The organism is Streptomyces sp. NPDC015127, assembly GCF_043080095.1.
GTDB lineage: Bacteria > Actinomycetota > Actinomycetes > Streptomycetales > Streptomycetaceae > Streptomyces.
In genome coordinates this window covers 231,059-249,687 of the sequence record NZ_JBIBVE010000005.1, presented here as the reverse complement: position 1 = coordinate 249,687, position 18,629 = coordinate 231,059, and the positions used below count along the sequence as shown (strand labels likewise).

Here is an 18,629-nt window from a genome sequence, read left to right as displayed (position 1 = left end):
CTTATCGCGCGGTGGACGTGTAGGGCAGCAGCGCCATCTCACGGCTGTTCTTGACGGCCGTGGCGACGTCACGCTGGTGCTGCGTGCAGTTGCCGGTCACGCGGCGGGCACGGATCTTGCCACGGTCGGAAATGAACTTCCGCAGCATGTTCGTGTCCTTGTAGTCCACGTACGCGGTCTTGTCCTTGCAGAACGCGCAGACCTTCTTCTTAGGCTTGCGCACAGGCGGCTTCGCCATGGTGATTCTCCTGTGTGATCAAGAAGTGGGGGTACGAGCTGCCCTAGAAGGGAGGCTCGTCCGAGTAGCCGCCGCCGGAACCGCCGGAGCTTCCGCCCCAGCCGCCGCCGCCCCCGCCCTGCTGGCCGCCGCCGGCCGGCGCGCTGGTGGCCCAGGGGTCGTCGGCGGGTGCACCGCCGCCGCCCTGCTGCTGACCACCGCTGGGGCCGCCGCCCCAGCTGCCGCCGCCCTGCTGGCCGCCTCCGTAACCGCCCTGGCCACCGCGACCGGTGGTCTTGGTGACCTTGGCCGTGGCGTTCTTGAGGCTGGGGCCGACTTCCTCGACGTCCAGCTCGTAGACCGTGCGCTTGACGCCCTCGCGGTCCTCGTAGGACCGCTGCTTCAGGCGGCCCTGCACGACGACGCGCATGCCGCGCTGGAGCGACTCGGCGACGTTCTCCGCCGCCTGCCGCCAGACCGAGCAGGTCAGGAACAGGCTCTCGCCGTCCTTCCACTCATTGGTCTGCCGGTCGAAGGTGCGGGGAGTGGACGCGACGCGGAACTTCGCGACCGCCGCACCGGACGGGGTGAAGCGCAGCTCGGGGTCGTCGACGAGATTGCCGACGACCGTGATGACGGTCTCGCCTGCCATTGGGGGAACCTCTCGGCGGGGATTGCTTCTGGCTGCTTGCTGCTACTCGAACCCGATGACCTCTGAGCTAGCTGCTCAGTGGGTCTCGGGACGGAGGACCTTGGTCCGGAGGACCGACTCGTTCAGGTTCATCTGGCGGTCGAGCTCCTTGACGACCGCAGGCTCGGCCTGCAGGTCGATGACCGAGTAGATGCCCTCGGGCTTCTTCTTGATCTCGTAAGCGAGACGACGACGGCCCCAGGTGTCGACCTTCTCCACCTTTCCGTTGCCCTCACGGACGACGGAGAGGAAGTTCTCGATCAGCGGGGAGACAGCGCGCTCCTCGAGATCGGGGTCGAGGATGACCATCACCTCGTAGTGACGCATGTGGAACCCACCTCCTTTGGACTCAGCGGCCACGGTCGTTCCGTGGCAGGAGGGTCGTGATGCGTGAGCAACGGTATCGGCCGCCACTGACAATTCCCGCTCGACGAGCAGAGATCGCGTCCTGGCCTGGACAGACACCGGTGCAGACCGTACAGAGTACCCGCACACCGGCTTCCGGTTGAAATCCGGCGGCGGATGGCCGCAATCTGTACACATCGGGTGCGCGCGGCGCTACGATGCGCCGCCTTCCGGCACAGCCAGGAGGTGCCTCATGGCACATGCAATGCGACGACAGTCCCCCGCCTCTCTCCTCGCCACGGACGGCAAGCCTCATCCGCTTCAGGACACCCTGATGGCGGTCACCTTGGCCCTCGGTGCCATCGCGTTCGTCTCGGCGATGTTCCACCACCTCCACCTGCTGAGCTCATGGACCGGCCTGGTGGGCATCCTCACGGGCGCATACGGGCAGTTCATCTCGGCGACCACGCGTGAGCGCTTCCTGTTGATCGTCGGCCTGGGCGCATCGGCCGTCGGCTTCTTCCTCGGCATGGCCCACGGCGGACTCTTCGGCGGGGTCCTGGGCTAGAACATTGGCGCACCGGGAGCGGGCCGCACGCGGCCCGCTCTTGCGTACGGCCATTCGGGCCGCCTCCTGCGCGCAGTAGGCTTCGGCGCGAGAGCCGGAGCCCCTGTACCCATGGGGACACACCTGCCGAGGAGCGCCCCGCATGAGCCTGACCCTGAGGACCATCAGCCGTGAGCAGCATCTGGCATATATCCAGAGCCTGCCCTCGGCGAGTCACTGCCAGGTCCCGGCGTGGGCGGACGTGAAGACCGAGTGGCGCTCGGAGAACCTCGGCTGGTTCGACAAGAACGGCGACCTGGTCGGCGCCGGTCTGGTGCTCTACCGCCAGCTGCCCAAGATCAAGCGGTATCTCGCGTACCTCCCCGAGGGTCCGGTCATCAACTGGTACGCCCCGAACCTGGACGACTGGCTCCAGCCGATGCTGGCGCACCTCAAGAATCAGGGCGCCTTCTCCGTCAAGATGGGGCCGCCCGTCGTCATCCGCCGCTGGGACGCCCCCGCGATCAAGGCCGGCATCCAGGACCCTGACGTCAAGCGGCTGCGTGACGTCGAGGCAACGCACATCGAGCCCCGGGCCTTCGAGGTCGCCGACCGGTTGCGCAAGATGGGCTGGCAGCAGGGCGAGGACGGCGGCGCCGGCTTCGGCGACGTGCAGCCCCGGTACGTCTATCAGGTGCCCCTGGCCAACCGGTCGCTCGACGACGTCCTCAAGGGCTTCAACCAGCTGTGGCGCCGCAACATCAAGAAGGCCGAGAAGGCCGGTGTCGAGGTCGTCCAGGGCCGCTACGAGGACCTCGCCGAATGGCAGCGCCTGTACGAGATCACCGCCGAGCGCGACCGCTTCCGGCCGCGCCCGCTGTCGTACTTCCAGCGCATGTGGACCGTCCTCAACAACGAGGACCCCAACCGCATGCGGCTGTACTTCGCGCGGCACAACGGCGTGAACCTGTCGGCGGCGACCATGCTCGTCGTCGGCGGGCACGTCTGGTACTCCTACGGAGCCTCCGACAACATCGGGCGCGAGGTCCGGCCCTCGAACGCGATGCAGTGGCGGATGCTGCGCGACGCCTACGCCATGGGGGCCACGGTCTACGACCTCCGGGGCATCAGCGACTCGCTCGACGAGACGGATCACCTGTTCGGCCTGATCCAGTTCAAGGTCGGCACCGGTGGCGAGGCCGTCGAGTACGTCGGCGAGTGGGACTTCCCGCTGAACAAGCTGCTCCACAAGGCGCTGGACATCTACATGTCGCGCCGCTGAGGACACCGCGGACCGCTCCGGCGGCGCGACGGACTCCGTAATCTCGTACCTGTCTTCGATACACCGCAGCCACCAGAAAGGTTCCGGGCCGGTCATGGCGCTCTCCCTCTACGTAGACACCGCGCGCTGGCGGGCGCACCAGAAGTCCGTGATCGACCAGTTCCCCGGCCTCGTACCGGTCTGCAAGGGCAACGGCTACGGCTTCGGCCACGAGCGCCTCTCCGACGAGGCGGCCCGCTTCGGCGCCGACATGCTCGCGGTCGGCACGACGTACGAGGCGGCGCGGATCAAGGACTGGTTCGGCGGCGACCTGCTGGTCCTCACCCCGTTCCGGCGCGGCGAGGAGCCGGTGCCGCTGCCCGACCGGGTGATCCGTTCGGTGTCCTCGGTGGACGGTGTGCACGCCCTCGTGGGGGCGCGGGTCGTCATCGAGTGCATGAGCTCGATGAAGCGCCACGGCATCACCGAGCAGGAGCTCGGCCATCTGCACGCGGCGATCGAGGACGTACGGCTGGAGGGCTTCGCGCTGCACCTGCCGCTGGACCGCACGGACGGCTCCGACGCCGTCGAGGAGGTCATCGGCTGGATGGACCGGCTGCGCGCCGCCCGCCTGCCCCTGCACACGATGTTCGTCAGCCACCTGCGGGCGGACGAACAGGCGCGGCTGCAGCAGCAGTTCCCGCAGACCCGGTTCCGTGCGCGGATCGGCACCCGGCTGTGGCTCGGCGACCACGAGGCGACGGAGTACCGCGGGGCGGTTCTGGACGTGACCCGTGTGTCCAAGGGGGACCGTTTCGGCTACCGGCAGCAGAAGGCGGCGTCCGACGGCTGGCTGGTCGTCGTCGCCGGCGGCACGTCGCACGGCGTGGGGCTTGAGGCGCCCAAGGCGATGCACGGCGTGATGCCGCGCGCCAAGGGTGTGGCCCGTGCCGGTCTGGCGACGGTGAACCGCAATCTGTCGCCGTTCGTGTGGGCGGGCAAGCAGCGCTGGTTCGCGGAGCCGCCGCACATGCAGGTGTCGATCCTGTTCGTGCCCGCGGACGCGGAGGAGCCGAGGGTCGGCGACGAGCTCGTCGCCCACCTGCGCCACACGACCACGCAGTTCGACCGCATCGTCGACCGCTAGGCCCCGGGCGGCCCGCGCCCGCGCGGGTACCGCGATGCCGTCAGGCGGACGGCTGCGGTCCCGCGCCCTGCCCCGTTCCGGCCGGCTGCGCCCCCCATGCCACCCGCGGCCCCTCCACGGCCTGGGCGGCATGCCGTCGCGGCCGGGCGGCGCGGCCCAGGACGAACACGTCCCGGGCACCGTCGAGGACCCCGCCCGACGGGTCGTCCGAACCGTCCGTCCGTACCCCGTCGCGTTCGGGCAGGAGGATGTCCCGCACGATCACGGCACACAGGTAGAGCGTCCCCAGCAGGTGGAGGGCGATCGCCAGCTGGTAGCCCTCGGGCGGCAGCCCCTGGTGCTTCTCGCTGGTGGTGTACGCGAGGTACATCCAGATGCCGAGGAAGTACATGACCTCGCAGGCCTGCCAGACGAGGAAGTCTCGCCAGCGCGGGCGCGCGAGCGCGGCGAGCGGGATGAGCCACAGCACGTACTGCGGTGAGTAGACCTTGTTGGTGAGGATGAACACGGCGACGACCAGGAACGCCAGCTGCGCGAACCGGGGCCGGCGCGGTGCGGTGAGGGTGAGCAGGGCGATACCGGCGCACGCCAGGACCGTCAGCACCATCGCCCAGGTGTTGACCGTCTCAGCCTCGATCGGCCGGCCGGTGCGCTGGGTGATGACCAGCCAGAACGAACCGAAGTCGACCGGCCGCTCCTGGCTGAAGGTGTAGAACTTCTTCCACCCCTCCGGCGCCAGCAGCATGACCGGGACGTTGACCACCAGCCACGCCGCCACGGCCCCGAGCGTCGCCGTGAGGAACGCGCGCCACTTGCCCGCACGCCAGCACAGCACCAGCAGCGGCCCGAGGAGCAGGAACGGATAGAACTTGGCGGCCGTCGCGAGTCCGATCAGGATGCCCGCGGCGAGCACCCGGCTGCGCGACCACATCAGCATCGCCGAGGCCGTCAGGGCCACGGCCAGCAGGTCCCAGTTGATCGTGGCGGTCAGCGCGAACGCGGGCGCCAGGGCGACCAGCAGCGCGTCCCAGGGGCGGCGGCGGTGCGTGCGGGCGACGCAGACGGCGATGACGGCGGCGCAGACCATCAGCATGCCGGCGTTGATCATCCAGTAGAGCTGCTCGCGCTGCATCATGTCGTCACCCGACAGCCCGAGCCAGGAGGCGACGTCGGCGACCCAGGCGGCGACCTGCATGAACAGGCCGGTCAGCACCGGGTACTCGAGGTACTCCATGTCGCCGGGCAGCCGGTCGAAATACGGAATCCGCCCGTCGGAGAAGCCGCGGCCGAGATACAGATGCGGAATGTCCGAGTAACAGGCGTGCGTGTACTGCGAACTCGTGCCCCTGAACCACGCCCAGTTGTAGCAGGGCAGCTTCTGCACCATGCCGAGCGCAAACATGCCGATGGCCACCAGGGCGATGACACGTACGGGGGTGAGCGGGCCGTTTCCGCCGCGCCGGGCCCAGCGGCCCGCGGGGCCGCCGATCAGCTCGCTGCCGGCCGCGGCGATCCTGTCGCGCCGTGTGGGGCGCACGTCAGGACTGTCCCGCCGTGCGGGCAGGGCACCGCGGCGGTCCTCGTACACGCTCGTCTCCTCTGCGCTGGGCATGGTGCACATCCTGCCGCAAGGGGCCAGGGACACGACGAGGGCCGCCGTACCCGGCGGGCAGGAACAAGGCGCTGCGCTTGCCGGGTACGGCGGCCCTCGAAGTGGTGCCGTAACTGGGAACGGCTATTCGGTGCCGTCGGAGCCTCCGATGAAGCCTCCGCCGTTACCGCCGCCGTTGCCGTTGCCCCCGCCACCCGTGTCGGTACCCGGTGACGTCGTCGGACTCGGGGTGATCCCGCCGCTGCCGCCCTGGTCGGTGCCGGCGTCGGTACCGCCGGTGGGCTGGCAGGTCCAGTCCTCCCACGGGTTGCACGACTGCGAGGGACCGGGGCTCGTCGAAGGGCTCTGCGACGGGTCCGCGGACGGCGACTCGGACGGGCTCGCGGACGGCTTGCTGCTCGGCGTCGGCTTGGGGCTGACGGCGCCGCCGCCCCAGACGGCCTCACCGTCGAGCTCGGCCGGCTCGTCGAACTCGAGGACCTTGGCGTCCTTGAGCGCCTGGGACATGTACGTCTGCCAGATCTCGGACGGGAACGACGAACCGTGGATCGTGTCCCGGTCACCGGTGCCGTACATCGGCAGGAACTCGCGCTTCTTGCCGCTCTTCTCGTCGTCGTCGAGGCGGTACATGTCGATGGCGGTCGACAGCTGCGGGGTGTAGCCGACGAACCACGCGGACTTGTTGTCGTCGGTGGTACCCGTCTTGCCTGCGACCTGACGGCCGGGAAGGCGCGCGTTCTTACCGGTGCCGTCCTTGTCCTCGACGACATCCCGGAGCACGTCCGTCACGTTGGTGGCGACAGCCTTGCTGAAGGCCGTCTCGACCTTCTCCTCGTGCTTGTAGATCGTCCGGCCCCCGTGTTCGACGGAGGTCACGGAGTACGGGTCGCGCTGCTTCCCGTTGGCGGCGAAGGTGCCGTACGAGCCCGCCATACGGATGGCGCTGGGGTCCGAGATACCGAGGGAGAACGAGGGGACGTTCGCCTCGACCAGGCTGGTTTCGAGCAGACCGGCGTCGACGGCCGCCTGCCGCACCTGCGGGATGCCGACGTCCATGCCGAGCTGCACAAACGGCGAGTTGGCCGAGTGGATCATGGCCTCGCGCAGGCTGATGTTCTTGAACGACTCATCACCGTCGTTGGCCTGCAGCCACTCCTTGCCCTCCTCGTTGCGCCAGATCGAACCGTCGTAGTTCTTGATCTTGAGGTTGTTCGCGCCGTTGTACCGGCTCTTGTCCGGATCGACGATGGTGCGCTCACTGGCACCCTGCTCGATCCCGCCGTCGGGGTCGCGTACGCCGTCCCGCATCGCGGCGGCCAGCACGAAGGGCTTGAACGTCGATCCGACCTGGGCACCGGTCGCGTCGGCGTTGTTGGTGAAGTGCTTCGTGGCGTCCGTACCGCCGTAGATCGCGACGATCTTCCCGGTCTCCGGCTCCACGGAGGCGCCGCCGAACTGGACGTGGGTGTCCTCCTCCGGCCGCTTCTCCGGGTCGATGTGCTCCTTGTAGATCTTCTTGATGGAGTCCTCGAGCGCGGTGACCTTCTTCTTGTCGAAGGTCGTGTGGATCTCGTAGCCCCCCTGCGCCAGCTTCTTCGCCGTCATCCCTTCGTATTTGTTGAGGAAGTTGGCCTTGGCCAGGTCCACCAGGTAACCGATCTGCCCGCTCAGCTGCGCGTTCTTCTTCGGCTTCTGCGGGGTCGGGAACTCCGTGTACTTCGCGCGCTCCTCGGCGGGGAGGCGCTTGTCCTTGACCATCTCGTCGAGGATCCAGCGCCAGCGCTTCTCGGCCCGGTCCCTGTTGGCCGAAGCCGTCGCCTTCGGGTCGATCTCCGTGGCGCCGGCCGGGTCGTAGTACGTCGCGCCCTTCAGGAGAGAGGCGAGGAAGGCGCACTCGCTCGCGTTCAGCTCCTCGGCGTCCTTGTTGTAGTACGTCCGGGCCGCGGCCTGGATGCCGTACGCACCGCGCCCGTAGTACGAGGTGTTCAGGTAGCCCGCCATGATGTCGGGCTTGTCCATCGTGCTGTCGATCTTGATGGAGATGAACAGTTCCTGGAACTTGCGGCTCAGGGTCTGGTTCTGGTCATCCAGCCGCGCGTTCTTCACGTACTGCTGGGTGATGGTGGAGCCACCCTGGGTCTCCTGGCCCCTGGCCATGTTGAACACGGCGCGCGAGATACCCATCGGGTCGATGCCCGAGTCCTTCTCGAACGTCTTGTTCTCCGCGGAGATCACGGCGTCCTGCATCGCCCGCGGGATCTGGTCGATGCCGATGATCTGGCGGTTGACCTCACCACCCGTGGCGGCCATCTGGGAACCGTCGGCCCAGTAGTACACGTTGTTCTGAGCCGTGGCCGCCTCGGCGACCTTCGGGACGACGACCATGCTGTACGCGATGATCGTGGCCACGGTCAGCAGACCGAGGAAGCCGATGCACAGCCCCGCCACGAGCTTCCAGGAGGGCATCCAGCGACGCCATCCGTACTTGTTGTGGCGCGGGTAGTCGATCAGCCGCTTCTTCCCGGCTCCCGCACCTGCGGCACCGGCCGCTCCGCGGCGGGCGGCCCGGCCGCCCCCTCCCGCCTCGTCCGCCCGTCGGCGTCCGCCACCACCCCGCTGGGCGGCGCGCCGGGCCTCGGCCCTGCCGCCGTACGGACGCTCCTCACTATGGGGAGCGGAAGGGGACGCTGACGTGGCACCCCTCCCGGGGGCTGCGCGGCGGCCGGATGGCTGGGCGGCGCGTCGGGCCGCGGCGCGTCCGCCACCCTGCGGCTGTGGCGGTTTGCGTCGGTGCTCGCTCATCGAACGACTACTCCTCGGGCAGGCGAGACGCCTGGAAGCGGCAGTTGAGTTCCGGTCCCCCCGAAATGGATACGGACGAGCTCTCAGGAGGGCTCATCCGCTGTGCATCCACGGCGATGACGCACGGGGGCGTCACATGGTTCCCGGTGGTCTGCATGCCGCACAGACTACGCACGGTCAAAACCCACCGAGGGCTGAAGTTCACCCCATTTCAGGCAACTCACCGCCTACGAATTGACGATGTGACGCCGCTCACGAAGGGCCCCCTTGTCGCATGCGGACCGCCGCTCTATCGTGCTGATGTATCGAGTCGATACATCAGCACGACACATCGGACCGGCACAGCGAGCACCGACGGCAAGGGAGGCGGCAGTGAGCAGACGCTCAGGCATCCTCGAGTTCGCCGTTCTCGGTCTGCTCCGCGAAGCCCCGATGCACGGGTACGAGCTGCGCAAGCGGCTCAACACCTCGCTGGGAATCTTCCGGGCCTTCAGCTACGGAACCCTCTACCCCTGCCTCAAGACGCTCGTCGCCAACGGCTGGTTGATCGAGGAGCCGGGAAACGCACCCGAGGACGCCCTCGCCGCATCGCTGGCGGGACGCCGCGCCAAGATCGTCTATCGGCTGACGGCGGAAGGTAAGGAGCACTTCGAGGAACTGCTCTCGCACACCGGCCCCGACACCTGGGAGGACGAGCACTTCGCAGCCCGTTTCGCCTTCTTCGGTCAGACGGAGCGCGACGTACGGATGCGGGTCCTGGAGGGCCGCCGCAGCCGGCTGGAGGAGCGCCTGGAGAAGATGCGCGCCTCTCTCGCCCGCACCCGCGAGCGCCTCGACGACTACACGCTCGAACTGCAGCGGCACGGCATGGAGTCCGTGGAGCGCGAAGTGCGCTGGCTCAACGAGCTCATCGAGAGCGAGCGGGCAGGGCGGGATCAGCGACGGCCCTCCTCCGAGAGCACCGCTCAGCAGGACAACACATCTGGAGCGACGGGCGGCCTGCCCCGGCACCAGGGCGACGAGTCTTCCGGAGGGACACCTCCCGACGGCTCCACCCCGCCGGATCCGTCCGACGACACCGCCAAGTGAAGCCCTGCGCTCCGCAGGGTTTCATCCGGAATACCGAGATCACACAGGGAGCAACCGGAATGGGTTCGGTTCGCGTAGCCATCGTCGGCGTGGGCAACTGCGCCGCCTCGCTGGTGCAGGGCGTCGAGTACTACAAGGACGCCGACCCGGCCGGCAAGGTGCCGGGTCTGATGCACGTCCAGTTCGGCGAGTACCACGTTCGTGACGTCGAGTTCGTGGCCGCCTTCGACGTGGACGCCAAGAAGGTCGGCCTCGACCTCGCGGACGCCATCGGCGCCAGTGAGAACAACACCATCAAGATCTGCGACGTGCCGTCGACCGGCGTCACCGTGCAGCGCGGCCACACCCTGGACGGCCTGGGCAAGTACTACCGCCAGACCATCGAGGAGTCCGCCGAGGCCCCGGTCGACATCGTCCAGGTCCTCAAGGACAAGCAGGTCGACGTCCTGGTCTGCTACCTGCCCGTCGGTTCCGAGGACGCTGCGAAGTACTACGCGCAGTGCGCCATCGACGCCAAGGTCGCGTTCGTCAACGCTCTCCCGGTCTTCATCGCCGGCACCAAGGAGTGGGCGGACAAGTTCACCGAGGCCGGTGTCCCGATCGTCGGCGACGACATCAAGTCCCAGGTCGGCGCGACCATCACGCACCGTGTGATGGCGAAGCTGTTCGAGGACCGCGGCGTCATCCTGGACCGCACGATGCAGCTGAACGTCGGCGGCAACATGGACTTCAAGAACATGCTCGAGCGCGAGCGCCTGGAGTCCAAGAAGATCTCGAAGACGCAGGCCGTCACCTCGCAGATCCCGGACCGCGAGATGGGCGAGAAGAACGTCCACATCGGCCCGTCGGACTACGTGGCCTGGCTGGACGACCGCAAGTGGGCGTACGTGCGTCTCGAGGGCCGCGCCTTCGGTGACGTCCCGCTGAACCTCGAGTACAAGCTCGAGGTGTGGGACTCCCCGAACTCCGCGGGTGTCATCATCGACGCTCTGCGCGCGGCGAAGATCGCCAAGGACCGGGGCATCGGCGGCCCGATCCTCTCCGCGTCCTCGTACTTCATGAAGTCCCCGCCGGTCCAGTACTTCGACGACCAGGCTCGCGAGAGCGTCGAGAAGTTCATCAAGGGCGAGATCGAGCGCTAGGCGTTCGCCCGTCCGATCGAGGAGGTCCCCGGGTCATCGGCCCGGGGACCCTCCTCGTATGTGACCCTTGCTCGCATGCCCGCTGTACGTGATCTGCGCGTACTACTGCGCCTGCCCGACTTCCGCCGCCTGCTGACCGTCCGGCTCCTCTCCCAGTCGGCCGACGGTGTCTACCAGGTCGCACTCGCCACATACGTGGTGTTCTCCCCGGAGAAGGAGACCTCCCCCGCGGCGATCGCCTCCGCCATGGCCGTGCTGCTGCTCCCGTACTCCTTCGTCGGCCCGTTCGCCGGCGTACTCCTCGATCGCTGGCGGCGTCGGCAGGTCCTGCTGTACGGCAATCTCCTGCGCGCCCTCCTGGCCGGCGGTACGGCGTTGCTCATCGTCGCCTCGGTACCGGACTGGCTCTTCTACGCCTCCGCGCTGTCCGTCACGGCCGTCAACCGGTTCGTCCTCGCCGGGCTCTCGGCCGCCCTGCCGCGCGTGGTCGACGCCGACCGTCTCGTCATGGCCAACTCCGTGTCGCCTACCGCGGGGACGCTCGCCGCCACCGCGGGCGGTGGGCTGGCCTTCCTGGTCCGCCTGGTCATTGCCGACTCCGATGCCGTGGTGGTACTGGTCGGAGCAGCGCTCTACCTCTGCTCCGCCCTGGCATCGCTGCGCATGGGACGGGAACTGCTCGGCCCCGATCCCGAACTCGTCCAGCCGCGTCTGCTCACGGCGATCGCCTCCACGGCACGAGGTCTGCTGGACGGTCTGCGGCATCTGGTGCAGCGCCCTCCCGCGGCCCATGCGCTGGCGGCGATGACCCTCATGCGGTTCTGCTACGGCGCGTTCACCGTGATGGTGCTCATGCTCTGCCGCTACGCGTGGTCCGACACCGAATCGGACGGGCTTGCCCTCCTCGGCCTGGCGCTCGCCGTCTCGGGGGCGGGCTTCTTCGCCGCCGCCGTGCTGTCGCCCTGGGGGATCGGACGCCTGGGGCGGTACGGCTGGATGGTCGGCTGCGCCGGAGCCACAGCCGTCCTGGAACCGGCGCTGGGCCTGCCCTTCGCTCCTGGGCCAATGCTCGTCGCCGCTTTCATTCTGGGTCTCGCCACCCAGGGAGCGAAAATTGCGACGGACACGATCGTCCAGACCGCCACGGACGACGCCTTCCGCGGCCGGCTGTTCTCCGTGTACGACATGTTGTTCAACGTGGGCTTCGTCGGAGCGGCCGGCATCGCGGCACTCATGCTGCCGCCGGATGGCAGGTCGACTCCGCTCGTCGTCCTGGTCGCAGGCATCTATGCAGTGGTCGCCGTGATGCTGGCGCGCTGGAGGCGCAAAGGCGAGATGGCCTAGCGGAAGCGCACGGGGCGGTGTTTCACGTGAAACACCGCCCCGCAACCGGCCCTTGCCTGCGCGATGTTTCACGTGAAACATCGCGCCATTTCCCGCCTCAGTCCTGAGCCGCCCACCACTCCTTGAGGGCGGCAACAGCGGCATCGTGCTCCATAGGTCCGTTCTCCAGACGCAGATCGAGCAGGAATGCATAGGCCTTGCCGATCACCGGCCCCGGCCCGACGCCCAGGATCTCCTGGATCTGGTTGCCGTTGAGGTCCGGCCGGATCGCGTCCAGCTCCTCCTGCTCCTGCAGCTGGGCAATGCGCTCTTCCAGCCCGTCGTACGCCCGGGAGAGCGCGGCGGCCTTCCGCTTGTTCCGGGTCGTGCAGTCCGAGCGGGTCAGCTTGTGCAGCCGGGACAGCAGGGGTCCGGCGTCCCGCACATAGCGCCGCACCGCCGAATCGGTCCATTCGCCGGTGCCGTAGCCGTGGAAGCGCAGGTGCAGCTCGACCAGCCGCGCAACGTCCTTGACCATCTCGTTCGAGTACTTGAGCGCGGTCATCCGCTTCTTGGTCATCTTCGCGCCCACGACTTCGTGGTGGTGGAAGGAGACGCGCCCGTCCGTCTCGAACCGCCGCGTCCTCGGCTTCCCGATGTCATGGAGCAGCGCCGCGAGCCTCAGCACCAGGTCCGGCCCCTCGTCCTCGAGGTCCATGGCCTGGTCGAGCACGGTGAGTGAGTGCTCGTACACGTCCTTGTGCCGATGGTGCTCGTCGCTCTCCAGGCGGAGTGCCGGCAGCTCGGGCAGGACGTAGTCGGCCAGCCCGGTGTCGACGAGCAGCCCCAGCCCCTTGCGAGGGTTCGCCGACAGCAGCAGCTTGTTCAGCTCGTCACGCACGCGTTCGGCGGAGACGATCTCGATGCGCTGGGCCATCGCCTTCATGGCGGCCACCACATCGGGCGCCACCTCGAAATCGAGCTGGGCCGCGAACCGGGCGGCGCGCATCATGCGCAGCGGATCGTCCGAGAAGGACTCCTCGGGAGTGCCGGGCGTCCGCAGCACACGTGCCGCGAGATCCTCGAGGCCACCGTGCGGGTCGATGAACACCTTGTCGGGAAGAGCGACGGCCATGGCGTTCACCGTGAAGTCCCGGCGGACCAGATCTTCCTCGATGGAGTCGCCGTAGGACACCTCGGGCTTGCGCGACGTCCTGTCGTAGGACTCCGACCGGTACGTGGTGACCTCGATCTGGAAGCTCTGCATGTCGTCCCCGACCCGGCCCTCCTTCTGGGAGCCGACCGTGCCGAAAGCGATACCGACGTCCCAGACCGAGTCCGCCCAGGGGCGGATGATCTTCAGTACGTCCTCGGGCCGAGCGTCCGTCGTGAAGTCGAGGTCGTTGCCGAGCCGGCCGAGAAGTGCGTCACGTACCGACCCGCCGACCAGGGCAAGGCTGAAGCCCGCCTCCTGGAAACGGCGCGCGAGATCGTCGGCGACCGGGGACACCCGCAGCAGTTCGCTCACCGCGCGGCGTTGCACCTGGCTCAGGGCAGTGGGGTTGTCTTCATTGGCGTTCGGCACAACAGAAAAGGGTACGTGCCCGGGCCGACCCGAGCGCCCCGGTTTACGGTGGCCCGCTGAGCCGCTTGCGATCTTGTGATGCACACCGCGGCACTTCGACACAGCCGGCCTCGTTACCATGCGTGGACGCAAGAACCAGAGAACCACCACCGGCAATCAGACGACGAGGGACGGGCGAGCGCGTGGCCGAGGCGGCAGACTTCCAGGGGATGCGTACTTCTCCTGCCCGCCGGTGGCTGCGTCGCTCAGCCTCCCTGCTCACCGGCGCACCACTGATGGCCGGGCTGCTGTGCGGGCCCGCGGCCCCGGCGGCGCATGCCGCGGAGGACGCCACCGGGTCCCGGACCGTCGATGTGTCTCTCGACACGTTCACGCCGGCGGCGCCGGGCAGCAAGGACACGATCACCATCTCCGGCACGGTGATCAACGAGGGCAAGCAGACGATCACGGACGCCCACGTCGATCTGCGGGTCGGGCAGAAGCTGTCGGGCAGGACCTCCATCGACCGTGCCGCCGAGCGGACCGGCTACGACCCCGGCCTCGACGGACCGGAGGTCGACGACAAGTACACGGTCGAGATCCCTCGCCTCGCCTCCGGGATCAGCCACGACTTTCGGCTCTCCGTCCCGGCCGACGAGCTCGACCTCGACGAGGACGGCGGTGTCTACCAGCTCGGCGTCTCGCTCTCGGGGCAGACCGCGAACGTGCCGTTCGACCAGGTGCTGGGCATCGAGCGCACCTTCCTTCCCTGGCAGCCGGAGGCGGTGGAGAAGAAGACGCGGCTCACGTATCTGTGGCCGCTGATCTCCTCCACGCACCTCACCTCCGAGACGGGCTCCGACGAACAGCAGACGCCCGTCTTCGAGGACGAGTCGCTGGCGGCCGAGCTGTCCCCGGGCGGACGGCTCGACCAGCTCGTCTCCCTCGGCAACGGGCTCCCGGTCACCTGGGTCATGGACCCGGACCTTCTGGCCACCGTGGACGCCATGACCCGGGACTACCAGGTCAAGAAGGGGAACACCACGGTCCCGGGCAAGAACCAGGCCGTGGCCAAGCGCTGGCTGAGCGATCTCGAAGCTGCGGTCCAGGGCCGCGAGGTCGTCGCCCTGCCGTTCGCCGATCCCGATCTGGCCTCGCTGGCGCACCGCGGGAAGTCCGTCTCCGGATCCCTCAGCCATCTCCAGCCGGCCACCGAGGTCGCCGCGATCACGGTGGAGACGGTCCTCCACGTGAAGGCGTCGACCGACTTCGCCTGGCCCGTGGAAGGCGCGATCGACTCGTCGATCGTCGATGTGGCCACATCGGCGGGTGCGCACAACGTGATCGCCCGCAGTGACAGCCTCCAGGACAGCCTGGGGTACACGCCCACCGCGGCACGGCCCATCGGTGGCGGCACGACCGCGGTCGTCGCCGACTCACGGCTCTCCAAGGCCTTCCGCGGCGACATGACGCGGTCGGACACCTCGACGCTCGCCGTCCAGGAGTTCCTCGCCCAGTCGCTCGCCGTGACGCACCAGGCCCCGGACAAGCAGCGCAGCATCGTCGTGGCACCGCAGCGTGTGCCCACGGCCGCCCAGGCGCAGTCCATGGCGCGTGCCCTGCAGGCCCTCGGCAATCAGCGGTGGGCCCAGCCCCTCGACCTCGTCGGGGCCGCGCACGCCAAGCCGGACACCGACGCGAACACCGAGGTGCCCAGCGCCTCCCAGTACCCGCGCAAGCTCCGTCAGCAGGAGCTGCCCGTCGAGGTGTTCCAGGACGTCCGGGGCACCCAGGAGACCCTCGACATGTTCGAGGGCATCCTCACCCAGGCGGACCGGGTGAACACGCCCTTCGGCAGGGCGATCGACCGCGAGCTGTCGGTCTCCTGGCGGGGCAACCCCGTGGCGGCCCAGCAGTACCGCACCGGCGTGCGGAGCTACCTGCGGGACCTGACCGAAGAAGTCCAGCTGATCGAGAAGTCGGACGTGACCCTGTCGGGCCGCAGCGCCACGATCCCGGTCACCGTGCAGAACGAGCTGGTCCAGGGCATCGACCATCTGGTGCTCCGGCTCACGGCCCACAACCCCACGCGTCTGAACCTCGACGGGGACAAGGGCATGGTCGAGCAGCGGGTCCGCATCGACGGCGGCCACAGCCAGACGGTGAAGTTCCCCGCCTCGGCCAACGCCAACGGCCAGGTCCAGATGACCGCGCAGCTCTACACCCAGGACGGCAAGCTGTACGGCAAGGCCATGAACTTCACCGTGAAGGTCTCCGAGATCACGCCGACGGTCATGCTCGTCATCGCGGGCGGCGTTCTGCTGCTCGTCCTCGCAGGCATCAGGATGTACACCCAGCGCAAGCGCGCGGCCGCCCGCGAGGCGGCGGCCGCGGAGGCCGAGGAGGCGTCGAAGGACGGCGACTCGGCCGCGGACGGGACGGACGAGGAGGCGTCGAAGGACGGCGACTCGGCCGCGGACGAGGCGGAGAGCACGCGGGGTGACATCGACAGCCCGGATCCCGGGCAGGCGAGTGACCCCGGAACGAACACCCGACCCGAAAGCGGCGACCCGTCGGGCGCTGGTGAGAAAGTGGACCGTTGAGCGATGTCGTGGCCGGTCGGCCGGGGACGATGAGGTGGGGTAGTCATGAACGCGCCGTACGACGGTGACCGTGGCCAGGGGTCGGGTGGCAACCCGGCCGGCCAGGTCCCGCCGCCGCATCAGCCCGCTCCCGAGCCCCGTCCCCAGGACCCCTACGTCCAGGACGCCTACGCCCCCGACCCCTTCCAGGCCCAGGATCTGTCGGCCCAGGACCCGGTGGCCGAGGCGCTCTACGACCGGTCGGCGCACCCTCCGCCGGCTCCCGGGACCTACCCGCAGCAGCAGCCGCTCTACCAGCAGCCCCCGTCACCCGACTACGCCCCCGACCCCCGCGTCTGGGCCCAGACGCCTCCGCCCGAGCCGGAAGGGCCCACGCGCCACCTGCCGTACGGGGACGCCGCCGGAACCACCGAGTTCACGGGCATCGACGACCTGGTCACCCGCGCCGGCGACGAGGCCCCGGAGCCGGACGCGTTCGCCCACCTCTTCCGGGACCAGCAGGCCGCGGGCCGCCCGGCCCCGGCCCCTGAACCCGTCCCTGCGCCGCCGCCCGCACCGAAGAAGCCGGCGGGACGGGCCTCCGGCCTGCTGAAGTCCAGCGCCGTGATGGCGGCCGGCACGCTCGTCTCCCGCCTGACCGGCTTCGTGCGCAGTCTGGTGATCACCGCCGCTCTCGGCGCGGCTCTCCTCGGTGACACGTTCACCGTCGCGTACACCCTGCCGACGATGATCTACATCCTCACCGTCGGCGGCGGGCTCAACTCGGTCTTCGTGCCGCAGCTGGTGCGCGCGATGAAGAACGACGAGGACGGCGGCGAGGCCTACGCCAACCGCCTGCTCACCCTGGTGATGGTGGCACTGGGCGCCATCGTCGTCGGCGCCGTGTTCGCCGCGCCGCTGCTGATCCAGCTGATGTCCGACACCATCGCCGGCGACCCCGCGGCCAACAGCGTCGCCGTCACCTTCGCCCGCTACTGCCTGCCCACGATCTTCTTCATGGGCATCCATGTGGTCATGGGCCAAATCCTCAACGCCCGCGGCAAGTTCGGCGCGATGATGTGGACCCCGGTCCTCAACAACATCGTCATGATCACCACGTTCGGCCTCTTCATCTGGGTGTACGGCACCTCGGCCGAATCGCAGATGGGCGTGCAGACGATCCCGCCGGAGGGCGTCCGCCTGCTCGGCATCGGAACGCTGCTCGGCCTGGTCGTCCAGGCACTGGCGATGATCCCGTACCTGCGTGAGACCGGCTTCCGCTTCCGTCCGCGCTTCGACTGGAAGGGCCACGGCCTCGGCAAGACGGTGAAGCTGGCCAAGTGGACGGTGCTCTTCGTCCTCGCGAACCAGGCCGGTGTCCTCGTCGTCACCCAGCTCGCCACCGCGGCCGGTGCGGCCTCGGGCAAGCAGGGCGCGGGCTTCATCGCCTACACCAACGCCCAGCTCATCTGGGGCATGCCGCAGGCCATCATCACGGTCTCCGTGATGGCCGCCCTGCTGCCGCGCATCTCACGCGCAGCCCACGACGACGATCCGGGCGCCGTGCGGGACGACATCTCCCAGGGCCTGCGGAACTCCGCGGTCGCCATCGTCCCGGTCTCCTTCGCGTTCCTCGCGCTGGGCGTTCCGATGTCCACGCTGCTGTTCGCCTCCACCGGCCAGGAGGCCGCCCGGGGCATGGGCTTCATCCTGATGGCCTTCGGCCTCGGCCTCATCCCGTACTCCGTGCAGTACGTCGTGCTGCGCGGCTTCTACGCGTACGAGGACACCCGGACGCCCTTCTACAACACGGTGATTGTCGCGGTGGTCAATGCCGGTGCCTCCGCCCTGTGTTACGCGTTGCTTCCCGCCCAGTGGGCCGTTGTCGGCATGGGCGCCTCCTACGGTCTCGCCTACGCGGTGGGCGTCGGGGTCGCCTGGCGGCGGCTCAAGACGCGCCTCGGCGGCGATCTGGACGGCTCGCACGTGATGCGGACCTATGCACGGCTCTCCATGGCATCGGTGCCGGCCGCGATCGCGGGCGGAGCGGCCGCCTTCGGCGTCATGACGGCACTGGGCAGCGGCGCGGGCGGCTCGTTGGTGGCGCTGGTCGCGGGTGGGGCGGTGCTGATGGGCGTCTTCCTCGTCGCGGCGAAGAGGATGCGCATCGAGGAACTCAACGCCATGGTCGGCATGGTCCGAGGCCGTCTCGGCCGCTAGGACGGACCGGGCCTGGCACAACCATCGTCGGACGCCGTGTGTCGTGCATAGCGTCCGACTGTGGGCACAATTGGCTTGGCGTTTGGA

14 protein-coding genes are annotated in these 18,629 nt (G+C 68.8%); 8 read left to right on the top strand and 6 right to left on the bottom strand.

Annotation, left to right across the window (positions count from 1 at the left end):
- Position 1 precedes the first annotated feature (1 nt).
- The 3 genes from rpsR to rpsF all read right to left on the bottom strand — a co-directional run bounded on the left by rpsR (position 2) and on the right by rpsF (position 1,235).
- Positions 2 to 238 (bottom strand): 30S ribosomal protein S18, encoded by a 237-nt coding sequence (gene rpsR, locus ACF08N_RS12345; RefSeq protein ID WP_005315025.1) that lies wholly within the window; start codon positions 236 to 238, stop codon positions 2 to 4.
- 43 nt (positions 239 to 281) lie between these two features.
- Positions 282 to 869, bottom strand: a complete 588-nt coding sequence (locus tag ACF08N_RS12340; protein ID WP_392324534.1) for a single-stranded DNA-binding protein — start codon at positions 867 to 869, stop codon at positions 282 to 284.
- Between the two features lie 75 nt (positions 870 to 944).
- Positions 945 to 1,235 carry a 30S ribosomal protein S6 gene (rpsF, locus tag ACF08N_RS12335; protein ID WP_004950685.1) on the bottom strand — a complete coding sequence of 97 codons (291 nt, stop codon included), beginning with the start codon at positions 1,233 to 1,235 and terminating at the stop codon, positions 945 to 947.
- 271 nt (positions 1,236 to 1,506) lie between these two features.
- Here rpsF and ACF08N_RS12330 point away from each other — a divergent pair, with 271 nt between their 5' ends.
- From ACF08N_RS12330 to ACF08N_RS12320, 3 genes are all read left to right on the top strand, one after another.
- Positions 1,507 to 1,821 carry a hypothetical protein gene (locus tag ACF08N_RS12330; protein WP_392324533.1) on the top strand — a complete coding sequence of 105 codons (315 nt, stop codon included), beginning with the start codon at positions 1,507 to 1,509 and terminating at the stop codon, positions 1,819 to 1,821.
- A 142-nt stretch (positions 1,822 to 1,963) separates the two neighbouring features.
- Positions 1,964 to 3,082 (top strand): peptidoglycan bridge formation glycyltransferase FemA/FemB family protein, encoded by a 1,119-nt coding sequence (locus tag ACF08N_RS12325; RefSeq protein ID WP_215182361.1) that lies wholly within the window; start codon positions 1,964 to 1,966, stop codon positions 3,080 to 3,082.
- Positions 3,083 to 3,176: 94 nt separating this feature from the next.
- The gene (locus ACF08N_RS12320) at positions 3,177 to 4,208 is read left to right on the top strand and encodes an alanine racemase (RefSeq protein WP_392324532.1); all 1,032 of its coding nucleotides are present in this window, start codon (positions 3,177 to 3,179) and stop codon (positions 4,206 to 4,208) included.
- A gap of 40 nt (positions 4,209 to 4,248) precedes the next feature.
- Here the strand turns inward: ACF08N_RS12320 and ACF08N_RS12315 are convergent, their stop codons facing one another.
- Both ACF08N_RS12315 and ACF08N_RS12310 read right to left on the bottom strand, forming a co-directional pair.
- Positions 4,249 to 5,820 carry a glycosyltransferase family 87 protein gene (locus tag ACF08N_RS12315; RefSeq protein ID WP_392324531.1) on the bottom strand — a complete coding sequence of 524 codons (1,572 nt, stop codon included), beginning with the start codon at positions 5,818 to 5,820 and terminating at the stop codon, positions 4,249 to 4,251.
- Between the two features lie 123 nt (positions 5,821 to 5,943).
- Positions 5,944 to 8,622, bottom strand: coding sequence for a transglycosylase domain-containing protein (locus ACF08N_RS12310; protein WP_392324530.1), 2,679 nt, complete (start codon positions 8,620 to 8,622; stop codon positions 5,944 to 5,946).
- A 372-nt stretch (positions 8,623 to 8,994) separates the two neighbouring features.
- Between ACF08N_RS12310 and ACF08N_RS12305 the strand changes: the two genes are divergently transcribed.
- From ACF08N_RS12305 to ACF08N_RS12295, 3 genes are all read left to right on the top strand, one after another.
- The gene (locus tag ACF08N_RS12305) at positions 8,995 to 9,711 is read left to right on the top strand and encodes a helix-turn-helix transcriptional regulator (protein ID WP_392324529.1); all 717 of its coding nucleotides are present in this window, start codon (positions 8,995 to 8,997) and stop codon (positions 9,709 to 9,711) included.
- Positions 9,712 to 9,770: 59 nt separating this feature from the next.
- Positions 9,771 to 10,853 carry an inositol-3-phosphate synthase gene (locus ACF08N_RS12300; RefSeq protein ID WP_392324528.1) on the top strand — a complete coding sequence of 361 codons (1,083 nt, stop codon included), beginning with the start codon at positions 9,771 to 9,773 and terminating at the stop codon, positions 10,851 to 10,853.
- Between the two features lie 75 nt (positions 10,854 to 10,928).
- On the top strand, positions 10,929 to 12,197 hold the full coding sequence (locus ACF08N_RS12295) for an MFS transporter (protein WP_392324527.1): 1,269 nt from the start codon (positions 10,929 to 10,931) through the stop codon (positions 12,195 to 12,197).
- A gap of 97 nt (positions 12,198 to 12,294) precedes the next feature.
- Here the strand turns inward: ACF08N_RS12295 and ACF08N_RS12290 are convergent, their stop codons facing one another.
- Positions 12,295 to 13,761 carry a CCA tRNA nucleotidyltransferase gene (locus tag ACF08N_RS12290; RefSeq protein WP_392324526.1) on the bottom strand — a complete coding sequence of 489 codons (1,467 nt, stop codon included), beginning with the start codon at positions 13,759 to 13,761 and terminating at the stop codon, positions 12,295 to 12,297.
- A 182-nt stretch (positions 13,762 to 13,943) separates the two neighbouring features.
- Here ACF08N_RS12290 and ACF08N_RS12285 point away from each other — a divergent pair, with 182 nt between their 5' ends.
- On the top strand, positions 13,944 to 16,343 hold the full coding sequence (locus tag ACF08N_RS12285) for a DUF6049 family protein (protein ID WP_392324525.1): 2,400 nt from the start codon (positions 13,944 to 13,946) through the stop codon (positions 16,341 to 16,343).
- A gap of 45 nt (positions 16,344 to 16,388) precedes the next feature.
- Positions 16,389 to 18,542 (top strand): murein biosynthesis integral membrane protein MurJ, encoded by a 2,154-nt coding sequence (gene murJ, locus ACF08N_RS12280; protein ID WP_392324524.1) that lies wholly within the window; start codon positions 16,389 to 16,391, stop codon positions 18,540 to 18,542.
- Positions 18,543 to 18,629 lie beyond the last annotated feature (87 nt).